Here is a 20,707-nt window from a genome sequence, read left to right on the forward strand (position 1 = left end):
ATGTCAGCCACCGACCCACCCGAGGCGCCGCCCACCCCGGGCCAGGTGTTCCTGGCCGGGGCCAGGAGCACGATGCCCTTCCTCGCCTCCGCCATCCCGATGGGGATCGCGGGAGGCGTGCTGGGGTTGTCGAGCGGGCTGTCGGAGTTCGCCACCCTGGGGCTGGCCATGGCGGTGAACTCCGGCACCGCGCAGTTCGTCGGGTTCGCCCTGATCGCCGACGGCGCGAGCTGGCCGGCGATCATCCTGACCACGCTCATCCTGGGCCTGCGGATGTTGTTGTACAGCACCATCCTCATCCCGTACGTCAAGGAGGTCCCGCAGCGCTGGCGGGTCGTGCTCGGTTTCGGGCTGATCGACGAGGTGTTCTTCGTGGCGATCGACCGCCTGCGCAACGGGAGGCTCACCCACCACAAGCACCTGTTCTTCCTCGGGGCGTCGGCGCTGCTGTACGTCACCTGGATGACGTGCACGGTGATCGGCATGTCGCTCGGGTCGGCCGTGCCCGACGTGGAGAAGCTCGGCCTCGACTTCCCGGTGACCGCCATGTTCATCGCCATGCTCGCGATCGGGCTGACGAACTGGCGGGTCTCGGCGGCCATCGGCTCGGCCGGAGTGACGGTGATGCTGGCGCAGGGCCTGCCGTACAACCTCGGGGTGGTGCTGGCCGCGATCGTCGGCGCCGGGGTCGGCGCGGGGTGCGAGCTGGCGACGCGGAAGAGCCGGCCGAAGGAGAGCGAGCAGAAGGAGAACGTGGCATGAGCATGCTGCTGCTGATCATCGGCATGGGGTTGTGCAGCTTCCTGCCCCGCTATCTGCCGCTGGCGATCCTGGCCGGCCGGGAGCTGCCCGCGGTGGTGGAGACCCTGCTGAAGTACACGCCGCCGGCGGTGCTGGCCGCGCTGGTGTTCCCGGCCGTTCTGACGCCGTCAGGAAAGGGCATCGAGCTGACGCTGGCCAATCCCTATCTGATCGGCGGCGCGGTCACCTTCGTGGCGGGCATGGTCTCGAAAAGATTTCTGCTCTCCACGTCGATTGGTATTGCCGCTTTCTATCTGAGTAGGTGGCTGATCGGTTGAAAGATGAACCGCCTTTACAGAATAACTGTTCACTCCATTTTTTGGAACGTTACAAAGCTCTGTGACATGGCACGATGACGTTGACGTTCACTGCGACCAATTGTCTCTGATAGAGTCAGGAAAACGCTTCGGTACGGACGCTTACCGCTTGCGCATCCGTTACGTGTGCGGTTAATATCTGACTTCATGTCCACCCCCCTGACCGTGGAAAAAGAGTCGCGCATGATGAGCGCGACCCTGCGCGTTCTGAATGGAATTGAGCGCGCCGGAAACAAGCTCCCCCATCCGTTCTGGCTCTTCGTCTTCCTGAGTGCCTTCCTCATGGCGCTCAGCTGGTTGCTGGCGACCTTGAACGTCTCGGCGGTCAACCCCGCCGACAACAAGACCGTCGTCGCCCAGAACCTGCTGTCGACCGAGGGCGTCGCGGTGATGCTCGGCGACGCCATCGACAACTTCGCCACCTTCCCCGCGCTGGGCACGGTGCTCGCCGTCATGCTCGGCGTCGCCGTGGCCGACAAGTCGGGGCTGCTGGCGGCGGTGCTCAGGCGAGGCATCTCCCGCGTGCCCGCGCGGTGGGTGACCTTCGCCCTCGCCTTCACCGGCATGATCTCCCACGCGGCCGCCGACTCGGCGTACATCGTGCTGATCCCGCTGGGCGGCCTGGCCTTCTACGCGGTGGGCCGCAACCCGATCATCGGCGTGATCGTGGCGTACGTCTCGGTCGCGGCCGGCTTCGACGCCAGCCCTGTCGTCACCCCGACCGACGTCATCCTGGGCGGCATCACCACCGAGGCCGCGCACACCATCGACCAGAGCGTCAACGTCACGCCGCTCGCCAACTACTTCTTCTCACTCGCCTCGTCGTTCGTGCTCGCCGCCATCATCACGCTGGTGACGGAGACCCTGCTCACGAAGCGGGCGAAGAGCATGCCGATCGACGACGACGCCGACGTCGGCGACCTGGGCGACCTCCAGCTGTCCGACGTGGAGCGGCGCGGCCTGCGCTGGTCCGGCATCTCGCTGCTGGTGATCATCGCGCTGGTCGCGCTGGCCATCGTCCCGTCCGGCTCGCCGCTGCGCGACGAGAACGGCGACCTCGACTTCGGCCCGCTGCTGGGTGCGATCGCCCTGCTGATCGGCATCGCCTTCTGCGTCGTCGGCATCGTCTACGGGCGCATCGTCGGCACCATCAAGAAGAGCAGCGACGTGCCCGACTTCATGGCGCACGGCATGCGGGAGATGGCCCCGGTCATCGTGCTGTTCTTCGCCATCTCGCAGTTCCTGGCCTACTTCAAGTGGACCAACATCGGCACGATCATCGCGATCAAGGGCGCCGACCTGCTCAAGGCGGCCGGAATCACCGGCCCCGTGGTGTTCATCGGCATCCTGCTCATCGTCACGATCATCAACCTGCTGATCACCAGCGGCTCCGCCCAGTGGGCGCTGGTCGGCCCGGTGTTCGTGCCGATGCTGATGCTCCTCGACATCCCCGCGGAGACCACCCAGGCGCTCTACCGCATCGCCGACTCCTGCACCAACGCGCTGTCGCCGATGAGCCCCTACTTCGTGCTGGTGCTCGGGTTCGTCCAGCGCTACCGCAAGTCGTCCGGCATCGGCACCCTGATGGCCCTCGTGCTGCCCCTGTGCCTGGTCATGCTCGTCACCTGGACGCTGCTGTTCCTGGCGTGGTGGGCCCTCGGCATCCCCCTCGGACCGGGCGTCCCCGTCCGGTAACTCCCTCTAGATTAAGGATCCTTCAGTGACACCGGCTCCCATGTGGACCCACCAGGCCCTTCCCGCCATGCTCGCCGACCTGCGCAGGCTCGTCGAGCTGGAGAGCCCGAGCGACGACAAGGCACTGCTCGACCGGGCTCTCGACGAGATCGGCGACTGGGCCGCCGACCGCATCGGGAAGCCGGACCTGCTCCAGCGTCACAACGGCGGGCGCCACGGTGACGTGCTGGAGCTGACCTACCACGGCACGGCCCCCGGCTTCGTCCTGCTGGTCGGCCACTACGACACCGTCTGGCCGGCCGGCACCCTCGCCGGCTGGCCATGGCGGGTCAGCGACGGCGTCATCAGCGCGCCCGGCGTCTTCGACATGAAGACCGGCCTGGTCCAGGCGGTGTGGGCGGTGCGAGGGCTGCGCGAGCTCGGCCTCCCGCACCCCTCGGTCCGGCTGCTGTTCAACGGCGATGAGGAGATCGGCAGCCCGGCCTCCCGCGAGCGGATCGAGGGGGCCAGCGAGGGCGCGCTGGCCACCCTGGTCTTCGAGGGCGCGATCGACGGGGCGGTGAAGACCTCCCGCAAGGGGGTGGGCATCTTCCAGGTGAGCGCCACCGGCATCGAAGCGCACGCCGGGCTCGACCCCACGGCCGGCGCCAGCGCCGTGCACGCGCTGGCCGCGCTGATCCTCGACATCGCCGCACTGGGCGCGCCCGAGCGCGGCACCACGGTCAACGTCGGCGTCGTCAACGGCGGCACCGGCACCAACGTCACCGCCGGGCGCGCCACGTGCGGGATCGACGTACGCGTCTCCCGTACCGACGAGATGGACCGCGTGGACGCCGCGCTCGCCGCGCTGCGCTCGCCCGACCCGCGCGTGTCCATCGCGCTGACCGGCGGCTGGAACCGGCCCCCGATGACCCCCAACCCGGCCTCGGAAGACCTGTTCGCCAGGGCCTGCAAAGCCGCCATCGAGCAGGGCCTCGACCTGCGCGAGGCGGGGGTCGGCGGCGCCAGCGACGCCAACTTCGTCTCCGCGCTCGGCCGCCCCGTGCTCGACGGGCTCGGCCCCGTGGGAGCGGGCTCCCACTCCCGAGGCGAACACGCCATCGTCGAGCACATCCCGGAGCGCACCGCCCTCACCATGGGCATCATCACCGGCTACGCGGGCGGAGCTCCCGTCGTGTCCGGCCCGTCGAGCAGGACGAGGTCGGACGGGCCGATCGTGGAGCTGGCCAGCAGCTCCGTGATCAGGTTGTGGTTGAGCGCGTTGCCCAGCGGCGGCGGGATCTCCTCCTCCATGAGCCCCGGCACCTTGTGGCTGAGCCGCTTGCGCGTCTGGGTGACGGTGTGGGCGGCGCGCTTGGCCGTCCAGCCATGACCGGGGAGGATGCGGTTGAGCTCGTGGGCGGCCTGCGTCCAGGTCAGCGGCTGTGGCCAGGGCTCAGCCCGCAGATAGCGCTGGGCGAGGCAGACCAGCACCAGGCGCTCGACCGTGCTCAGCTTCCACCCGGGCTTCTCCTGGGTGTCGGCGTCAGGGCTGTTGTCCTGGCCGGCGCCGGCCCTGCCCATCACGATCCGCACCTCGAGCAGGTGTTCCTGCTCGGGGGCGACGATGAACAGCGGCGTGTGCGCCACCGGCAACCTCGCCCGATGGCCGGTGAGCACCAGCCGCGCCCCCGGCAGGCGGATGGGCAGCCTGCCGAGGTTGTACAACATCCAGGCGGACTCCTCGCGGGTGATGTACCCGTGCCGCCGGCTGACGTGCGGATCGTTCGGGCCGACGCAGACGTGGACGTCCGGCTCGCAACGCCCGAACACCACGTCGAACGCGGCATCCGGCGCGACGCGCATCCCTCCGTTGCTGCCCCGGACGAAAAGCGTGCCCGGCTGGGCCGGGGGAAGCCCTTCGGCGAAGTTTCCGAGCTCCTTCGGCAGGATGTCCACCTTGCTCTGCGGTCTGCGCATCGTCCACGCCATGCCGTCGATCATCTCTCCATGCACCGGATCACGCTAGCCGCCGCCCTCCGGGAGGGGTCCCCGGGTCCTGGCCGGGTTGACCGTGTAGTGCACGATCACGCCGGCTCCCTCGGGCACCTCCATGAGCTTGTCCACGAGCTTGCCGCCGAAGTCCACCACCCTCAGCTGGATCAGGCTCGCGTTGTCCCGCTCCCAGCAGTAGAGATGCGTCTCGTCGTACCAGCCGATCACCGTGTCGCAGTCGGAGGAGAACGCGCGGACCTGCTTGCCGGTGGCGGACTCCCAGAGGCAGTGGTCGCCGTCGTGGCCGCTCGGGCAGTCGGTCACGAACGTCGCGCCCGAGGGGGAGAAGATCTGCGCTTCGTCGAACGGCGGCTCGCCGACGTCCCGCACGTCGCGCGTCACCTTGCCGGAAGCGTCGAAGAAGCGTAACCCGTCGCCGTCGCCGTAGGCGATGACCACGCCCTGCTCGCCGGGGCCCCAGACGAACTCGTGGTCCTCGATCGCCTTGTCGGCCACCTCGACCACACTGACCGAGCTCCTGGCGAGGTCGGACTGGTCCACCGTGAGGATGGCGAAGCCCACGGTGAGCCAGTCGTCACCGGCCTTCCTGGTGACGTTGAGCAGGATCTTCGTGCCGTCCTTCGACCAGGCCTGGATGGAGCCGCTCATCGGCTTGCGCACGGTCTTGACCCGGAAACTGGACCCCGTATCCCTGTTGGTGAGGAGGACCGAGCTGTAGTCGTCGTCGGTGTAGAGCTTGGGCCTCTCCGCGAGATACCGGCCGTTGGGGGAGACCAGCGACTTGTCGTTGGTGGGATATTTCTCGAACGTGCCCTCCAGCGACTCCCTGGCGTAGTCGACGTGGGTGCCGCTCTTCTTGTCCTTGAGCTCGTACGCCGTCAGCCTGATCGGGTCGGCCGGGCTCTCGTAGAGGGTGATCCGGCCGCCTGGCGGCTTCGTCTCGACGGGTTCCGGCGTGCTCGTGTCCTGTGGCGTCGCCGATGTGACGGCCCCGGTCCGGGTGGTGAGCGGGTCGGGCTCGTAGACGGCCTTGCCCACGGCCACCCCGGCCGCCCCCGACACCAGGACGAGAGCGGTGACGGCGGCGGCCACGCCGGCGACCGGCCGGCGCGTGCGTTCCTGACTCGCGGGCAGGCCGGCCTCCCCTGGCGGTTCCCAGGTCACGTCCCTGAGCGGGTCGCCGCCGGCCGGCGGTTTCCGCAGCAGCTGCATGATCACCTGCTGGGCCGTCGGGCGCTCCGCCGGATCCTTGGCCAGGCAGCGCTCGACCACCTCGCGCAGCGGCCCGTCGAGCACGCCGAGGTCGGGCGGGTCCTTGAGCACCCGGTTCGTCACCGCGTGCGGCCCGTCATGGCCGAACGGCGCCCGCCCGCAGGACGCGAAGACCATCGTGGCGCCCCAGGAGAACATGTCGGTCGCCGGCCCCACCGGCTGGCCCAGGATCTGCTCGGGGCTCATGTACGCGGGAGTGCCGATCTGCGTGCTGCTCGTCATCTGCACCGGATCCAGCGTGCGCGCGATGCCGAAGTCGATCACGCGCGGCCCGTCGCCGGCCATGATGACGTTGCCCGGCTTGAAGTCGCGGTGCACGACCTTGCCCTCGTGGATGGCGACCAGCGCGGCGGCGGTGCCGATGGCCAGCCGGTCCAGCGCGGCGCCGGTGCGGGGGCCCTCGTCCCGCACGATCCGCTCCAGGGAGGGGCCTTCGACGTACTGGCTGACGATGTAGGGCCGGCCGTGCTCGACACCCGTGCTGAGCACGACCGCGGTGCAGAAGGGCGCCACCTGCTGGGCGACCTGCGCCTCGCGCAGGAAACGCTGGACGCTCTGCTCGTCGTCCGCCTGGTCGCCGCGCAGCCATTTGATGGCCACGTGCGCACCCATGGGTGTACTGGCGAGGTAGACGACGCCCTGTCCGCCCTCACCCAGCCTGCCGAGGAGGTCGAGGCCTCCCAGACGCTCCGGGTCGCCGGGAACCAGCGGCATGAAGGATGGCATGCGGTAATTGTGTCCCTACGCAGGGATCATCAGAACCGTACTGGGGAGGACGTTATGGAATCGCCTTCCCAATCTCAGTCGTCGGGGACCGCCGTGGCCGACCACGCCGCGACCCCCAGGGCCGCCCCGGTCAGCACCAGCACGCCCGCGACGCCGCTCACCGCGGCGGCCGCCCCTGACACCGCCGGGATCAGGGTCTGGGCCAGCCGGTTGCCCGCGATCCGCAGGGACAACACCGTCCCCTGGGTGCCGGACGGTGTCAGCCGGGTGACCCACACCATCGTCATCGGCTGGCCGAGACCCGAGGCGAAGCCGTACACGGCGGTGAGGCCGATGAGGACACCGACGGGCACGGGAAGGGGCAGGCCGCACAGTGCGAGCGCCGACACCGCGCAGGCCGCCACGGTGAGCTTCCTGCGCCCGAGCATCCGCACGAGGGAGCCCAGGTTGATGCGCGAGGCCATCGTCATGAGCGAGCGGGCGGCGAGCATCGCGGTCACCCAGCCGGGGGCGATGCCCTTGCTGTGCGCGAGGGCGGGCAGGTACGCCAGCGTCACGTCGATGGACGCCAGGATCAGCCCGCTGACCAGCAGCGCCCGGTACATGCCCGGGATGGCGAGCAGCCGCCGCGCCGGCCAGCGGCCTGCGGAAGCGGGCTTCGGCGCGGCGCGGTGATGGCTGCCGAACCCGAACGAGGCCGCCAGGGTCACCAGGCTCGCCAGCCCGCACGCGGCGGCGATCGGCTCCAGCGGCGGCGAGAGGCTGCCCGGCGCCGGCGGCATCAGCAGGAGCAGCGGGCCCACGCCCTGCCCCAGGGACGTGATGAACGTGTAGACACCGAAGACGGTGTCCATGCCGCGCCGCCGCGCCTGGCCGGTCACCGCCGACTGCTCGGCGACCATCGAGAAGATGATGCCGATGCCGAGCAGGGCGGTGGCGGCGATCAGCAGCGCGAGGTGCTCGGAGGCGACGAGGGCGACGGCCGAGGCGCCGGTCAGCGCGGCCCCGCCGATCACCATGCTCGGCCGCTCCCCCACCCGGTCGACGAGCCGGCCGGTGGCCACCGCCAGGATCAGCGGGGGAAGCGCGAACATCATCGCGAGCACGGCCAGCCACACCGACCCGTACCCGAGCTCGATGACCGCGTACGACAACGACGGCCGCAGCCCGTAGCTGATGACCTGCACCAGGATCGCGTGAACCACGAGCAGCGGCCAGAAGGCCCGGCCCGCGGTCACCGCGGGTAGGCGATGCCGTCGATGAGCTTGCGCGCGGTGCGCACCACTCCGTTCCTGGTCACGTCGTGCCCGTCGAGCTCGACCTCGACGTCGAGGTGGCCCGTCGGGTGTTCCACCCGCACCCGCGGTCCGCCGGAGAGCTCGGCGATGCCGTCGACCGCGCTGCCCGGCAGCCGCAGCGCCGCCGCCACGCTCGCCGCGCCCAGCACGCCGATCGAGGTGTGGCACCGGTGCGGGATGAAGGTCCTGGTGCCGCACGCGCCGCCGGCCCGCGGCGGGGAGACCATGGTCAGCTTGGGCACCGTGGTGTCGCTGACGTCGCCGAGCCCCATCCGGCGGCCCGCCTCCAGGCGCAGCACCTCCAGGCGGCGGCGGAGCGACGCGTCGTTCTCCAGTTCCCCGGGGCTCTCCACGCCGGTGACGCCCAGTTGGGCCGCGGGCATCACCACGACCGGCATGCCGTTGTCCACGCAGGTGACGCTGACGCCGTCGATGACCTCGCTGACCTGTCCTGTGGGCAGCAGCGAGCCGCACGTCGAGCCGGCCGTGCCCTGGAAGTCGAGGACGACTGGCGCGGCCGTGCCGGGCACCCCGGCGATCTCGACGTCGCCGTCGTAGGTGACCTCGCCGCCGGGGGTGCGCACCGTCGCGGCCACGGCGCCGCCGGTGTTCGCCATCGCGATGCGTACGGACGTGGTGTCCTGCCCCGCCGCGACGAGGCCGCGCTCGATGGCGAACGGCCCCACGCCCGCGAGGATGTTGCCGCAGTTCTGCTGGTCCGACACCAGCGCCTGGTCGACGAAGACTTGGAGGAACAGGTAGCCGACCGAGCCGTCGTCCCCGGGGGACACCACGGCCACCTTGCTGGTGAGCGGGTGGGCGCCGCCGAGGCCGTCGATCTGCCGGTCGTCCGGCGAGCCCATGATGCGCAGCAGCAGCTCGTCGCGCTCCCCGGGGTCGCCCGGCAGGTCGTCCGCGAGGAAGTACAGTCCTTTCGACGTGCCCCCGCGCATGATCATGCAGGGGATGCCGGAACGTCCGGTCACCATGGGTCTCCGTTCTGCGTGGCGGGCCGGGTGTTCTCCAGGGCCTCGATGACGCTGCGCAGGTGAGCGCGCATGGCGGCCTCCGCCCGGCCCTCGTCGCGGGCGCAGATGGCCTCGATGATCTCCAGGTGCTGCGGCAGCGACACGGCCGCGCGGCCCGACTGGAGCGCGAGTCGCACCTGGTAGCGCGTCAGGTTGCCGCGGATGCGCTCGATGATGTCGCCGGCCGCCGACTGGCCGCTGATCGTCCTGATGAAGCCGTGCAGCTCCTTGTTGCAGTTGGAGTATTCGATGAGGTCGCCGGACGCCTCGTACTGCCGCATCCGCTCCCCGATGGAGCGCAGTTGGGCGGCCTGGCCGTCGGTGACCCTGGCGGCCGCCTTGGCCGCGCAGAGCCCCTCGACGACCATGCGGATCTCGGTGAACTCGATGGCCTCCGCGAGGGTGATCGCCCGGACCCGCGCGCCCCGGTTCGGGATCCGTTCCACCAGGCCCTCGCTCACCAGGTCGGCCAGCGCGTTGCGCACGTGCGACCTGGAGGCGCCGAGCTGGGTGCAGAGATCCGCCTCGATGAGCCGCTGATTCGGCGCCAGGTCCCCCGCGAAGATGGCTTCACGAATCCGGTCCACTACTTTCATTGGTCGGACGTCCCCGATCCTGACTCACTTGATCGTTTCGCCCGGCGGGACCGCCCGCCGGGACTGCCAGAGGATGGCCACCGGTTCGTCAGCCGGTGTAGCCGAAGATCTGCCGCCACCGCTTCGCGTCCTCCTCGACGTGCTTCAGCGAGGTCTCGGCGTCCGTCCGGTAGAGCCAGCCGGAGTCGGCGGCGGGGAAGGCCGTGTCGCCGACCTTCGGGGTGCCGACGTCCGCGCGCACCGGATAGTCGCCCTGCCGCACGGCGATCTTCTGGGCGTCCTTGGACAGCAGCCAGGCGGAGAAGACCTTGGCGGCGTTCGGGGACGGCGCCTGCGCGCCCACGCCCGCGTAGAACGGGTAGCCGGCCGCGCCCTCCTCCGGGACGGCGATCGTGAGCGGCGCCCCGTCGGCGATGGCCCCGACGCCCGTCGCCACCGGCATCGTCGACACGGACACCTCGCCGCGCGTCAGCGCGTCGGTCTGCCCCGCGGACGAGTCGAAGATCCGCGGCTTGTTGGCGGCGTACTTCTTGAGGAAGTCGTCGCCGATCTCGTCGATCTGGAACCGGGTGAGCGCGGCGGTGCTGCCGCCGGCTCCGACCTGGACGATTCCGAGCTTGCCCCGCCACTTCGGGTCCAGCAGGTCCGCCCAGTTCTTCGGCTCCTGGCCCTTGGGGACGACGGCGTTGTTGAACGCGAACGAGTAGACCCGGTCGAAGCTGGAGAAGTAGAGCCCGTCGTCCTTGATCGCGTCACCCGCCGCGGTCTTCACCGCGGCCTGCAGCGGGGTTTTCTGGAACGTTCCGGCTTTGGCGAGGGAGACGATGATGTCCTCCCCCGAGATGCGGATCACGTCGGCGCCGAGTTTCTTGGCGCCGACCTCCGACAGCACCCGCTCGGCGAGCTTGTTCGGGGCCAGCCGGATGGTCTCGACCTCGATCCCGGTCGCCTCCGTGAAGGCGTCGGTGACGGCCTTCTCCGAGTGCTCGCTGCCGCCGGTGTAGAAGACGAGGGAGCCTTCCTCCTTGGCGGCCGAGAACAACTGCTCGTCGGCGATCAGCTCGCCGCCGACCTCCAGCTTCGCGGCCCCGCCGGCGCCGCCGCCGGACCCGCCGCATCCGGCCAGCGCCAGGACCGCGGCGACGGCTGTCGCGAGGGCTCTGCGACCCGTACGGCCAGCTTTCATGACATCTCCCTAGAAGAGTTGGGCTATCTCTGCTCGCTGGCGCCGAAACGCCTGGACAAGATGGACAGGGCGAGGATCACCAGGCAGTAGAGCAGGCTGGTGGCGGCCGCCCGCTGCAGGATCCCGTTGTCGAAGTCGTCGAAGATCACGATCGACAACAACCGCGTGTCCGACGTGAAGAGGAACAACGGCACCGTCAGCTCGCGCATCGACAACATGAGCAACAGCAGGAAGGTCGAGGTGAGACCGACCCGCAGCAGCGGCGCCGTGATGGTGGCGATCGCCCGGGTGCGGGAGGCGCCGTGCATCACGGCCGAGTCCTCCAGGTCGCGGTCGACCTGGCCGATCGACGAGGCGACCCCGCGGAACCCCTGCGGCATCTGCGCCGCGACGAACGCGATCACCATGACGGCGAGCGTCCCGTACACCGGGATCGGCATGATCAGCCAGGTCCACAGCAGGCCCAGGCCGAGCACGATCGCCGGGATCGCCAGGGGCAACATGGACACGTACTCGAGCGGCTGGCGGCCCGGCAGCTTGGTGCGCTGCACCACGTACGCCACCGCGAACGCCACGAGGGTGCCGAGCAGCGCCGCCGCGACCGACACCACGACGCTGTTGACCGTGGCCCGCTGGGCGATGCTGGAGTCGAGCACGTCGGTGAAGGCCTCGACGGTGAACGCGTCCGGCTTGCCGAACGCCCCGAGCACCGTGCCGATGTACGGCGAGTCGTGCAGGGCGACGAACGCCAGCGCGAGCACCGGCAGCACGGTGGACAGGACGAAATAGCCCAGACCGGCCAGCAGCGCGGGCAGCCGCCAGCCGCCGAGGTCGATCCGGCGCGGCTTCATGCCCTTGCCGGAGACGGTGGTGAAGGTGCGCCTGGCCAGCATCCGCCGCTGCAGCGCGGTGACGACCAGCACGACCACGACCAGGGCGATCGCCACCGCGGCCGCCTCGTTGCCGCGCGACGGCGTCGAGTTCATCAGCCGGTAGATGTACGTGGGCAGCGTCTCCACGCCGGCGGCCCCGCCGATGATCTGCGACACAGGGAAGTTCTCGATGGTGAGCACGAAGATCAGCACGGCCGCGCCGAGGAACGCCGGGGTGACCAGCGGCAGGGTGACCCGGCGCAGCACCTGGCCGAACGGCGCGCCGTGCACGTTGGCGGCCTCCTCCAGGTCGGGGTTCATCAGGCTCAGCGCCCCGTGGACGAGCAGGAACGCGTACGGCGCGTAGTAGAGCGCGAGCACCACCATCAGGCCGGCGAGGTTGTTGATGTCGACGAACCCGGGCAGCCCGAGATCGCGCAGCGTGATGTTGGCCAGCCCGGCGTTCTCGCTGCCCAGCACCGACCACGCCAGCGCGCCCACGTAGGACGGCAACAACATCGGCAGCAGGCCCACCAGGTAGAGGAACCCGCGCGCGTACACGTTGGTGCGGGCGGTGACGAAGGCCAGGAAACCGCCGATGAGCAGGGCCAGCACGGAGGCGCCGAGGCCCACGACGAGCGAGTTGAGCGCCGCCTTGAGTGAGCCGGCGCTCGTCACGTTGACGAAGTTGTCGAGGGTCAGCCCGCTCAGGTCGAAGTTGCCGGGCCTCGGGGTGTCCGACGCGAACGCCGACAACACGACCAGCGCCACGGGCGCGAGGATCAGCAGGGCGAGCAGCGCGAACAGCACCACGGGCAGCGACAGCTCCCGCAGCAGGCGGCGGGCGCGTCCCGGCAGCCCCGCCGGCCGGTTCCGTACGGGCCTCTCTGCGGTCTGTGACGTCATCACGCGGCCACTTCCGCGGGCAGCACCCGCATCGCGCGGGCCGGCAACGACACGGTGACCGCGTCGTTCATGCCGAACGGCGGCCCGGCCGACTTCATCTGGACGGCGTCCAGCTCCAGTCCGTCGCCGACCCGGACGCGGTAGGCGACGGTGGAGCCCTGGAACGCGAAGCTGACGATCGTGCCCGGCAGCGCGTTGGCGTCACCGGCGCCGCCCGCGGCGAGCAGGACGTCCTCGGCCCGGACGCAGAGCCGCAGGGTCCCGGCCGCGTCGTACGGCTCGACCCTCAGCTTCTGACCGGTCGCCGTCAGCTGGACGCAGGTGGCGTCCTCCGGGGTGACGGGGATGACGTTGTCGACCCCGAGGAACTCCGCGATGGAGGCGCTCTTCGGGTTGGCGTAGATCTCGTGCGGCTCGCCGATCTGCACGATCTTCCCCGACTGCATGAGGGCGATCCGGTCGGCCAGGGCCAGCGCCTCGTCCTGGTCGTGCGTGACGTACAGCGAGGTCAGTCTGAGCCGCAGCTGCAGCTCGCGCAGCTCCATCCTGAGCCGGTGGCGCAGCCGGGCGTCCAGGTTGGACAGCGGCTCGTCGAGCAGCAGCACCGACGGCTGCATGGCGAGGCTGCGGGCCAGGGCGACCCGCTGCATCTGGCCGCCGGACAGCAGGCTGGCCCCGCGCTCGGCGAGGTGGTCGAGGCCGACGAGTTCGAGCGTCTCGTGGACGGCCTGGTTGATCTCCGCCTTCTTCCTGCCCTTCATCTTGAGCGGGAAGGCCACGTTCTCGAAGACGGTCATGTGCGGCCAGATGGCGTACGACTGGAACACCATGCCGACGTTGCGCTTGTTCGGCGCGCGGTTGATGCCCCTGCCGCTGTCGAAGACCGTCTGGTCGCCGATGGTGATGACGGCCGACGCCGGCGTCTCCAGGCCCGCGATGCAGCGCATGGTGCTGGTCTTCCCGCAGCCCGACTGGCCGAGGAGGACCAGGGACTCCCCCTCGTTCACCGTCAGGTCGAGGTCGGACACCGCGACCGCGTCGCCGTAGGTCAGGGTGAGCCCGTGGACGTCGACCTTCATGGGGAGCCCTTCTCGTCGGCCGCGCGGAAGCCGTGCAGGTCGTAGGAGAGCCCGCCCGCGAGGTACTGCTCGCGCGCCCTGGCCTCCTTCGCCTCGCGGGCCCGGCCGGCCGCCACCACGTCGTCGATCCGCTCGGCGGCGACGACGGCCACGCCGTCCCCGTCCATGAGCACGGCGTCTCCGGGGCGGATCAGCGTGCCGCCGACGACGGCGGGCCGGTCGATCGTGCCGCGGTGCGCCTTGGCCGCGCCGCGCACCCGGATCCACCGGGCCCAGATCGGCAGGCCGAGCTCGCGCAGCGTGTCCGCGTCGCGCACCGAGGCGTTGATCAGCAAGCCCGCCGCGCCCTGGGCCTTGAACTGGGTGGCGAGCAGGTCGCCGACCACCGCCACGGGCACCGGGTTGTCCATCGTGAGCACGACGACGTCGCCTGGACGGGTGCGGGCGGCGGCCTCGTGCACGGCGCGGTTGTCGGCCGGGCCGCACACCGCGATCCGCGCGGGTCCCGCGACGGCGGTGCCGGGGTTCAGCTGGATGAAGTCCTCGTCGACCAGGCCCTGGCGGCCGGCCGCTTCGTACACGGTCGCCACGCCGAGGCGGGCCAGCTCGTCGAACCTGCCGTCGCGCCCGCTCACAGCGCCCCCACCACGTTCGGGACGATCCGCTGGAACGCCTCGGCGTGCCGGATCGCCTTGTCGCCGGTGACCTTGCGGGCGTGGTTGGCCCGGTGCCCGGCGCGTTCGGTGTAGTACTGCTTCAGGTACGCCTGCGCGCTCATCGCGTCCATGGCCTTGGCCTTCGCCTCGAACACTTCGGTGATGTCCACGAACACCGTGGGGACGAACCCGCACAGGTCCGGCTGGTGCGGCTCGAACACCAGGAACTCCGACGGCGGCGCGGTACGGAACCCCGCCTCGACGACCGCGCCGGAGGTGAGCAGCCGGGCCTGCGAGACCACCTGGTAGGCCACGGGGTGGTCGGGGTTGAACGGGTCCTTCTCCGGGTGGGTGAGGACGACGTGGGGGGCGTGGTCGCGCATCAGCTCGGCGAGCCTGTCGATGGCCTCTCCGCCCGCGCGCAGCGGGTAGTCGCCCAGGTCGAAGCACTCGTAGCTCGCGCCCACGGCCTGCGCGGCCTCGGTGGCCTCGGCGTGCCGGATGCGCTTGACGTTCTCGACGGTCTGGCCGGGCTCCTTCCACAACTCGCCGGACTCGCCGCGCTCCCCGTACGAGAGCGTCACCACGCGGGCTTCGCCGCCGGCCAGGGTGTGCTTGGCGATGGCGCCCGCGGCGCGCCAGACGAAGTCCGCGCTGTGCGCTCCGACGACCAGCATTCTTCGTACGGTCATGTCTTGGACAGCCCTTTCGTGGTGGTGGGGGACCGGTCAGTCCAGCAGTGAGGCGAGCCAGCTGCGGGAGGCTTCCATGACCCAGGAGGGCCGGCCGAGCTCCGCGAGATAGCCTGCGGCGTCCTCGACCTCGTGCACCCGCCGGGCGGCGTGCACCTTGCTGCCCTCGATCAGCCGGTCGATCAGCTGGTCGACGTCGCCGGAGAGCTCGGCCACGATCTGCGCCCGCAGCCACTCCTGCTCGCCCGCGGCGACGGCGGCCGTCTCGCACTCCAGCATCAGCGCGGCCATGCCCTTCATGAAGACGCTGCGCAGCAGCTTCCTGGCCGCGGCCGCGCCCGCTCCGCCGGGAATGTTCTCCACGGGCACGGCGGCGGGCCGCACGAGGCCGGCGAACGTGCCGGCGCCGGTGCCGCTGGCCATCAGGGGGGTGCCGGCGCCCTGCCGGGGCACGGGCGCCAGCACCGCGACGTCGGCGAACCGGACGTCCTCGGCCGCGGCGAGCTCCGCCAGCGTGCGCTTCAGAGCGGGAGAACCGGTGTTGAGGTCGGCGTAGATAGCATGTTTCGGACAACTAGGAAGAGCCTGCCGGGCGACCGATTCCGCGACCCGGGCACCGACGAGACTGATGACGAGGTCGGCGCCGGCCACGGCCTCCTCCACGGAGGACACCTGCTCCACGTCGTCGCCGGCCTGCGCGTACGGATCGAAGCCCCGCACGCCGAACCCGGCCGCACGCAGGTCACGTGCGTAAATCCGACCGGCCTCGCCCAGTCCCAACATCGCGATCTTTATCACGCCGGCTCCCGACCATCCTGTTGATGAAACAGTAGCCAGAATTGTTGACAATCTGATGGCCAATGTCAACCCTATTTCGGTCGAATGACCGGCGGATTTACGGACTTCATGGCGAGCATGCCTCCGAGCCAGGACCTCGGCTTCTCGCCATCGTCCACCTGATGACCTCCGGGCGGCTCTAAGGGCCGGAGGTCATCAGGTGGACGCAGACTGCGGGAAGCACTTAGTCCGATCGGAGACGAAAGTGCTCCAGCCAACGAAATTAGGGCCTCCTTGATCGGCGGAAGCCGGGTTACATTCACGGTGCTTTGCCCTCTCTTAACCCCCTGAGCAGACCGAATGGAGAGGCATGGGAACGAGAACCGTGATCGCGGCCATCGCTGCTGCGGCGATCCTCCTGCCGGCCGCCACCACGAGCGCCGCCGCGACCGTCACCGTGCCGGCCTCTGGGACGTCCGGCGGCGCGGCCCCGCCGCCCGACGGCCAGTTCCAGAAGGTGACGCTGAACGACCATCCGGGCGAGCCCATGGACCTGGCGGTGTTACCGGACTCGCGGGTGCTGCACACCACCAGGAAGGGCGAGGTCTGGCTGCACGACCCCGAGACCGGGCTCAACACCCTGGCCGCGCGGCTCGACGTCTACCAGCACGACGAGGAGGGGCTCCAGAGCATCGCCCTCAGCCCCGGCTTCGGCCAGGGGTCGAAGAAGGACGACTGGGTCTACCTCTACTACTCCCCGCCGCTCGACACCCCCGTCGACGACCCGGCCACCCCGGACGTCAACGAGGGCGACGCCCCGCTCACCGGCACCCCGGACGACTTCGCGCCCTTCAAGGGGCTGATCCGGCTGTCCCGCTTCCGCCTCACCGGCGACACGATCGACCTGCGCACCGAGCAGCGCGTCCTCGACGTGCCGGTGGACCGCGGCATCTGCTGCCATGTCGGCGGCGACATCGTGTTCGACGCCCAGGGCAACCTCTACCTGTCGACCGGCGACGACACCAACCCGTTCTCCTCCGACGGCTTCACCCCGATCGACGAACGGCCCGACCGCAACCCCGCCTTCGACGCCCAGCGCAGCTCCGGCAACACCAACGACCTGCGGGGCAAGATCCTGCGCGTCAAGGTCCACGCGGACGGCTCGTACACGATCCCGCGCGGCAACCTCTTCAAGCCGGGCACGCCGCGCACCCGGCCGGAGATCTACGCGATGGGCCTGCGCAACCCCTTCAGGATCGAGCTCAACCGCTCCACCGGGGACCTCTACGTGGGCGACTACTCCCCCGACGAGCAGGAGGCCGACCCCCAGCGCGGCCCGGCGGGCACGGGCAAGTGGACGACGATCCGCAGGGCCGGCAACTACGGCTGGCCGTACTGCGCGACGGCGCGGCTCCCGTACGTCGACTACGACTTCGCGACCGGCGTGTCCGGCGCGGCGTTCGACTGCGCCGCGCCCGTCAACGAGTCGCCGCACAACACCGGCAGGCGCGAGCTCCCGCCGGTCGTGCAGCCGCAGGTGTGGTACTCGTACGGCCCTTCGGCGGAGTTCCCGCAGCTGGGCACCGGCGGCATCGGCCCGATGGCGGGCCCGGCCTACGACTACGACCGGCGTGACACGCGCGGCCGCACGGCGGTGGGCTGGCCGAAGTACTACGACGGCGTCCCGCTGTTCTACGAGTGGACCCGCGACTACGTGAAGGCGTTCCACCGTGACGGGCGCATCGAGGACGTGCTGCCCTCGCTCGTCTTCGACAACCCGATGGACATGGAGTTCGGCCCCGACGGCGCCCTCTACGTCCTGGAGTACGGCGACGGCTACTTCCAGGAGAACGAGGACGCCCAACTGGCGCGCTACGACTACATCGGCAACACCGGCAACCACACGCCCGTCCCCGCGGCCACGGCGTCGGTGACGGCCGGCCACGCGCCGCTCGCGGTCGCCTTCACCTCCGACGGCACCACCGACGCCGACGGCGACCGGCTCAGCTACGCCTGGGACTTCGACGCCGACGGGCGGGTCGACTCCCGCCGCCCCGAGGGGTCGTTCACGTACGAGGAGAACGGCCTGTACCAGGCCACGCTGAAGGTCACCGACCGGCACGGCAGGTCGGCGGCGACGTCGGTGCGGATCGTGGTGGGCAACGCCACGCCGGTCGTGGAGCTGGTCAGGCCCGTGGACGGTGACCCGTTCACGTTCGGCGACGTGGTCGAGTTCGAGGTGCGGGTCACCGACGACCAGGTGGTCGACTGCGCCGACGTGACCGTGGACTACATCCTCGGCCACGACGACCACGGCCATCCGCAGACGACGGCCCGTGGCTGCACCGGCTCCATCCAGACCACCGAGCCGAGCGGGCACGACCCGGAGACCGACGAGCTGACCGGCGTCTTCGTCGCCACCTACACCGACCCCGGCGGCGACCTGCCGCCGCTGACCGGCACCGACAGGGTCGTGCTCCAGCCCACGCGATAGGAGATCCCCATGTGTTACGGCTACGGCCCCAGCAGGCGCTCGTTGCTGGCGGCGGGACTCGGGCTCGGGACGGCGGCCATCGCCGGCGCCGCCTCGCCCGCCGCCGCCACGCCGCCCCACCACCACCGCAAGCACCGCATCCCGCCGGGCCAGATCAGCATGCAGCTCTGGACGGTGCGCGACGACCTCGCCCAGAACTACGACGCCACCCTCACCTACCTGGCCGAGATCGGCTATCCCAAGGTCGAGCTGGCGCTCGGCTATTTCGGCCGTACGGCCAAGCAGCTGCGTGAGTTCCTCGACGGGATCGGCATCCGCTCCACCTCCAGCCACGACGACATCAGCGCCGACGACGCCGGGCTCGAAGCCAAGATCGAGAATGCGCTGACCCTCGGCCAGTCGTTCATGGTCGTGCCCTACCTGAACTCCGACAGCGAGGACCAGTGGAAGGCCTGGGCCGAGCGCATGAACGTGGAGGCGGCCGCCGCGCGCAAGGCCGGGCTGCGCTACGGCTACCACAACCACGCCCACGAGTTCACCATCGACCTCGGGGGCGGCAGGACGCCCTGGGACGTGCTCACCTCAGAGCTCGATCCGCGCCTGGTCCACCTGGAGATCGACCTCTACTGGGCGGTCACCGGCGGCGTCGGGCGCGGCGTGCGCGACCCGGTGCGTTTCGCGCTCGACGTGATCCGCCGGGCGCCGCAGCGGGTCCTGCAGTTCCACGTCAAGGACCGGCATCTCGACGGCGACATGGCCGACCTCGGCACCGGGACGATCGACTTCCGGCGGATCTTCGACAAGCACCGGGTGATCGAGTACATCGTCGAGAACGACACCCCCGACGTGACGCCCCGGCGTACGGCGGAGGTCGGGTACCGCTACCTGCGGAAGGTGCGGTTCTAGGGACGCCTGGCCCCCCACCCGGCCCGGGTGGGGGGCCGCTCGGAAACGGTTGTGGATCTCGGAGCCCAGGTACCGCATCGTCCGGGCTGCGCTGACGCCCGGCACGACGTCACCGGCTGCTCCGCGATCCGGATCGCCGCTCGCCGGCAGCCCACTGACCTGCACAAACACGGTTTTCAAGGCGAAGATCGAGATATTTTCCTCAAAAACAGCGCATACTGTATTAATGACGTCAAACCGATCCGCACCTCGGCGACGCCTTCCCGGGAGCCCGTTCAACGTCCCCGAAGTCGCCCCGCCCCCGCTCGAGAGCTTCGTCCTGCAGGACATGGTGAGCCATGACACCTACGGCCTCGGTTCGGTCGTCGGGGTCGAGGAAGGCGTCGCCGTCCTCGTCGACTTCGGCGCCCAGACCCGCCGCATCGCCGCGCCGTACCCCAAGCTCTTCAAGCTCTGAGGCCCCGGCTCGCCTGACCTGGCGGACGGGCGCGGACCGGGGGTGGCCGCTCAGTTCACCTTCCTACCCTGGTTCGGCGTGACGTTGATCTGGCCGCTGTCGGAGACGATGATCTGGATGCGCCCGTCCTTGACGGCCTGCCACATGACCGCGCCCTGCGCGCCGAGCACGTCCTTCAGTGCCTTGATGGCCTCCAGTTCGGTGCGCGCCTTCTCGTTCTTCGCCTTCTGCGCCGTGTTCTCCTCCTGAGCCTGCTGGACGGCGGCCATCGCCTCGCGCACCTTCAGCGGCGGCTGCGGCTGCTGCAGCGTGACCGAGAACTTGTCGAAGAAGGCGGTGCCGCCCTGCTCGCGCAGGAACTGCCCCATGTATTCGGCGACCTTCGCCTCCCACTGCTGCTTGGCCTGCGGGTCGCGGTAGGTCAGCTCGCGCCAGGCGAACTCCTTGCTGGCCGCGTCGAGCGCCCGGTCGAGCGGCTGGCCGATGTAGACGCTGAGCAGTTTGTCCCAGCCCTGGTCGGTGTCGGCTTCGTACTTCAGCCCGATCTGCTCGTGGAACTGCCGCAACGTCTTGCAGTCGCTGGTGAGCGAGAACGTGACGACGCCGGACACCCGCATCTCCAGCGGGTCCTTGGTCCACATCGTCAGCGGCCCGGACTCGGCCCCCGGCTTCGTCTTCTCCCCTTCCGGATCATTGGGGTCGGCGGCGAACTCGAACGTGCGCTGGCCGGCCGGATAGACGTAACCCTGGTCGCCCGGGCCGGACACGTCGCGCACGCCCGGGTCGACGCAGTTCTGGAACGTGGTGTCGGAGAAGACGCCCGCGTCGTAGACGATGCCCTTCTGGTCGGGCTCGGGGGTGGTGATCGAGCAACCGGCGACCAGAAAGGCGGCGGCTAACGATGTCATGACGGTGGTGTGCCTCATACCCGATGACGGTAATACGCATCACGGC

18 protein-coding genes are annotated in these 20,707 nt (G+C 70.1%); 7 read left to right on the forward strand and 11 right to left on the reverse strand.

From position 1 onward, the window contains the following. The 4 genes from ABGB01_RS13235 to ABGB01_RS13250 all read left to right on the forward strand — a co-directional run bounded on the left by ABGB01_RS13235 (window position 1) and on the right by ABGB01_RS13250 (window position 4,185). Window positions 1-762 carry an AzlC family ABC transporter permease gene (locus ABGB01_RS13235; RefSeq protein WP_347773567.1) on the forward strand — a complete coding sequence of 254 codons (762 nt, stop codon included), beginning with the start codon at window positions 1-3 and terminating at the stop codon, window positions 760-762. Continuing rightward, window positions 759-1,079, forward strand: a complete 321-nt coding sequence (locus tag ABGB01_RS13240) for an AzlD domain-containing protein (protein WP_347619785.1) — start codon at window positions 759-761, stop codon at window positions 1,077-1,079. Before ABGB01_RS13235 ends, ABGB01_RS13240 begins: the two co-directional genes overlap by 4 nt. A gap of 186 nt (window positions 1,080-1,265) precedes the next feature. Next, a complete protein-coding gene (locus ABGB01_RS13245) occupies window positions 1,266-2,813 on the forward strand; it encodes an AbgT family transporter (RefSeq protein WP_347773568.1) in 1,548 nt (515 codons plus the stop codon). A gap of 25 nt (window positions 2,814-2,838) precedes the next feature. Next, window positions 2,839-4,185 (forward strand): M20 family metallopeptidase, encoded by a 1,347-nt coding sequence (locus ABGB01_RS13250; RefSeq protein ID WP_347773569.1) that lies wholly within the window; start codon window positions 2,839-2,841, stop codon window positions 4,183-4,185. Window positions 4,186-4,817: 632 nt separating this feature from the next. Here ABGB01_RS13250 and ABGB01_RS13255 read toward each other — a convergent pair. The 10 genes from ABGB01_RS13255 to ABGB01_RS13300 all read right to left on the reverse strand — a co-directional run bounded on the left by ABGB01_RS13255 (window position 4,818) and on the right by ABGB01_RS13300 (window position 15,917). After that, window positions 4,818-6,806 (reverse strand): serine/threonine-protein kinase, encoded by a 1,989-nt coding sequence (locus ABGB01_RS13255; protein WP_347773570.1) that lies wholly within the window; start codon window positions 6,804-6,806, stop codon window positions 4,818-4,820. A 74-nt stretch (window positions 6,807-6,880) separates the two neighbouring features. Beyond that, window positions 6,881-8,044 (reverse strand): MFS transporter, encoded by a 1,164-nt coding sequence (locus ABGB01_RS13260; protein ID WP_347773571.1) that lies wholly within the window; start codon window positions 8,042-8,044, stop codon window positions 6,881-6,883. Continuing rightward, window positions 8,041-9,093 (reverse strand): 4-oxalomesaconate tautomerase, encoded by a 1,053-nt coding sequence (locus ABGB01_RS13265; protein ID WP_347773572.1) that lies wholly within the window; start codon window positions 9,091-9,093, stop codon window positions 8,041-8,043. The genes ABGB01_RS13260 and ABGB01_RS13265 overlap by 4 nt, the downstream gene beginning before the upstream one ends. Then, window positions 9,087-9,728: a GntR family transcriptional regulator gene (locus tag ABGB01_RS13270; RefSeq protein WP_347773573.1), complete on the reverse strand. Its 642-nt coding sequence runs from the start codon at window positions 9,726-9,728 to the stop codon at window positions 9,087-9,089. Before ABGB01_RS13270 ends, ABGB01_RS13265 begins: the two co-directional genes overlap by 7 nt. A gap of 88 nt (window positions 9,729-9,816) precedes the next feature. Further along, the gene (locus ABGB01_RS13275) at window positions 9,817-10,914 is read right to left on the reverse strand and encodes an ABC transporter substrate-binding protein (protein WP_347773574.1); all 1,098 of its coding nucleotides are present in this window, start codon (window positions 10,912-10,914) and stop codon (window positions 9,817-9,819) included. Window positions 10,915-10,937: 23 nt separating this feature from the next. Further along, window positions 10,938-12,692, reverse strand: a complete 1,755-nt coding sequence (locus tag ABGB01_RS13280) for an iron ABC transporter permease (RefSeq protein ID WP_347773575.1) — start codon at window positions 12,690-12,692, stop codon at window positions 10,938-10,940. Continuing rightward, the gene (locus ABGB01_RS13285; RefSeq protein WP_347773576.1) at window positions 12,692-13,771 is read right to left on the reverse strand and encodes an ABC transporter ATP-binding protein; all 1,080 of its coding nucleotides are present in this window, start codon (window positions 13,769-13,771) and stop codon (window positions 12,692-12,694) included. The genes ABGB01_RS13280 and ABGB01_RS13285 overlap by 1 nt, the downstream gene beginning before the upstream one ends. Further along, the gene (locus ABGB01_RS13290; RefSeq protein ID WP_347773577.1) at window positions 13,768-14,406 is read right to left on the reverse strand and encodes a 4-carboxy-4-hydroxy-2-oxoadipate aldolase/oxaloacetate decarboxylase; all 639 of its coding nucleotides are present in this window, start codon (window positions 14,404-14,406) and stop codon (window positions 13,768-13,770) included. The genes ABGB01_RS13285 and ABGB01_RS13290 overlap by 4 nt, the downstream gene beginning before the upstream one ends. Next, complete coding sequence (locus ABGB01_RS13295; protein WP_347773578.1) at window positions 14,403-15,104, reverse strand: PIG-L deacetylase family protein; 702 nt, start codon at window positions 15,102-15,104, stop codon at window positions 14,403-14,405. The genes ABGB01_RS13290 and ABGB01_RS13295 overlap by 4 nt, the downstream gene beginning before the upstream one ends. Window positions 15,105-15,155: 51 nt before the next feature. After that, window positions 15,156-15,917, reverse strand: a complete 762-nt coding sequence (locus tag ABGB01_RS13300; RefSeq protein WP_347773579.1) for an NAD(P)-binding domain-containing protein — start codon at window positions 15,915-15,917, stop codon at window positions 15,156-15,158. A 349-nt stretch (window positions 15,918-16,266) separates the two neighbouring features. Between ABGB01_RS13300 and ABGB01_RS13305 the strand changes: the two genes are divergently transcribed. The 3 genes from ABGB01_RS13305 to ABGB01_RS13315 all read left to right on the forward strand — a co-directional run bounded on the left by ABGB01_RS13305 (window position 16,267) and on the right by ABGB01_RS13315 (window position 19,753). Beyond that, window positions 16,267-18,390 carry a PQQ-dependent sugar dehydrogenase gene (locus tag ABGB01_RS13305; protein ID WP_347773580.1) on the forward strand — a complete coding sequence of 708 codons (2,124 nt, stop codon included), beginning with the start codon at window positions 16,267-16,269 and terminating at the stop codon, window positions 18,388-18,390. A 9-nt stretch (window positions 18,391-18,399) separates the two neighbouring features. Beyond that, window positions 18,400-19,296 carry a sugar phosphate isomerase/epimerase gene (locus ABGB01_RS13310; RefSeq protein ID WP_347773581.1) on the forward strand — a complete coding sequence of 299 codons (897 nt, stop codon included), beginning with the start codon at window positions 18,400-18,402 and terminating at the stop codon, window positions 19,294-19,296. 226 nt (window positions 19,297-19,522) lie between these two features. Next, window positions 19,523-19,753, forward strand: coding sequence for a hypothetical protein (locus tag ABGB01_RS13315; RefSeq protein ID WP_347647793.1), 231 nt, complete (start codon window positions 19,523-19,525; stop codon window positions 19,751-19,753). A gap of 50 nt (window positions 19,754-19,803) precedes the next feature. On the opposite strand, the gene ABGB01_RS13320 is transcribed toward ABGB01_RS13315, so the two are convergent. Beyond that, on the reverse strand, window positions 19,804-20,661 hold the full coding sequence (locus ABGB01_RS13320) for an SPFH domain-containing protein (RefSeq protein WP_347773582.1): 858 nt from the start codon (window positions 20,659-20,661) through the stop codon (window positions 19,804-19,806). Window positions 20,662-20,707 lie beyond the last annotated feature (46 nt).

Origin of the sequence: Nonomuraea sp. B5E05 (genome assembly GCF_039880665.1) — a bacterium.
In the GTDB taxonomy this organism is placed as follows: domain Bacteria; phylum Actinomycetota; class Actinomycetes; order Streptosporangiales; family Streptosporangiaceae; genus Nonomuraea.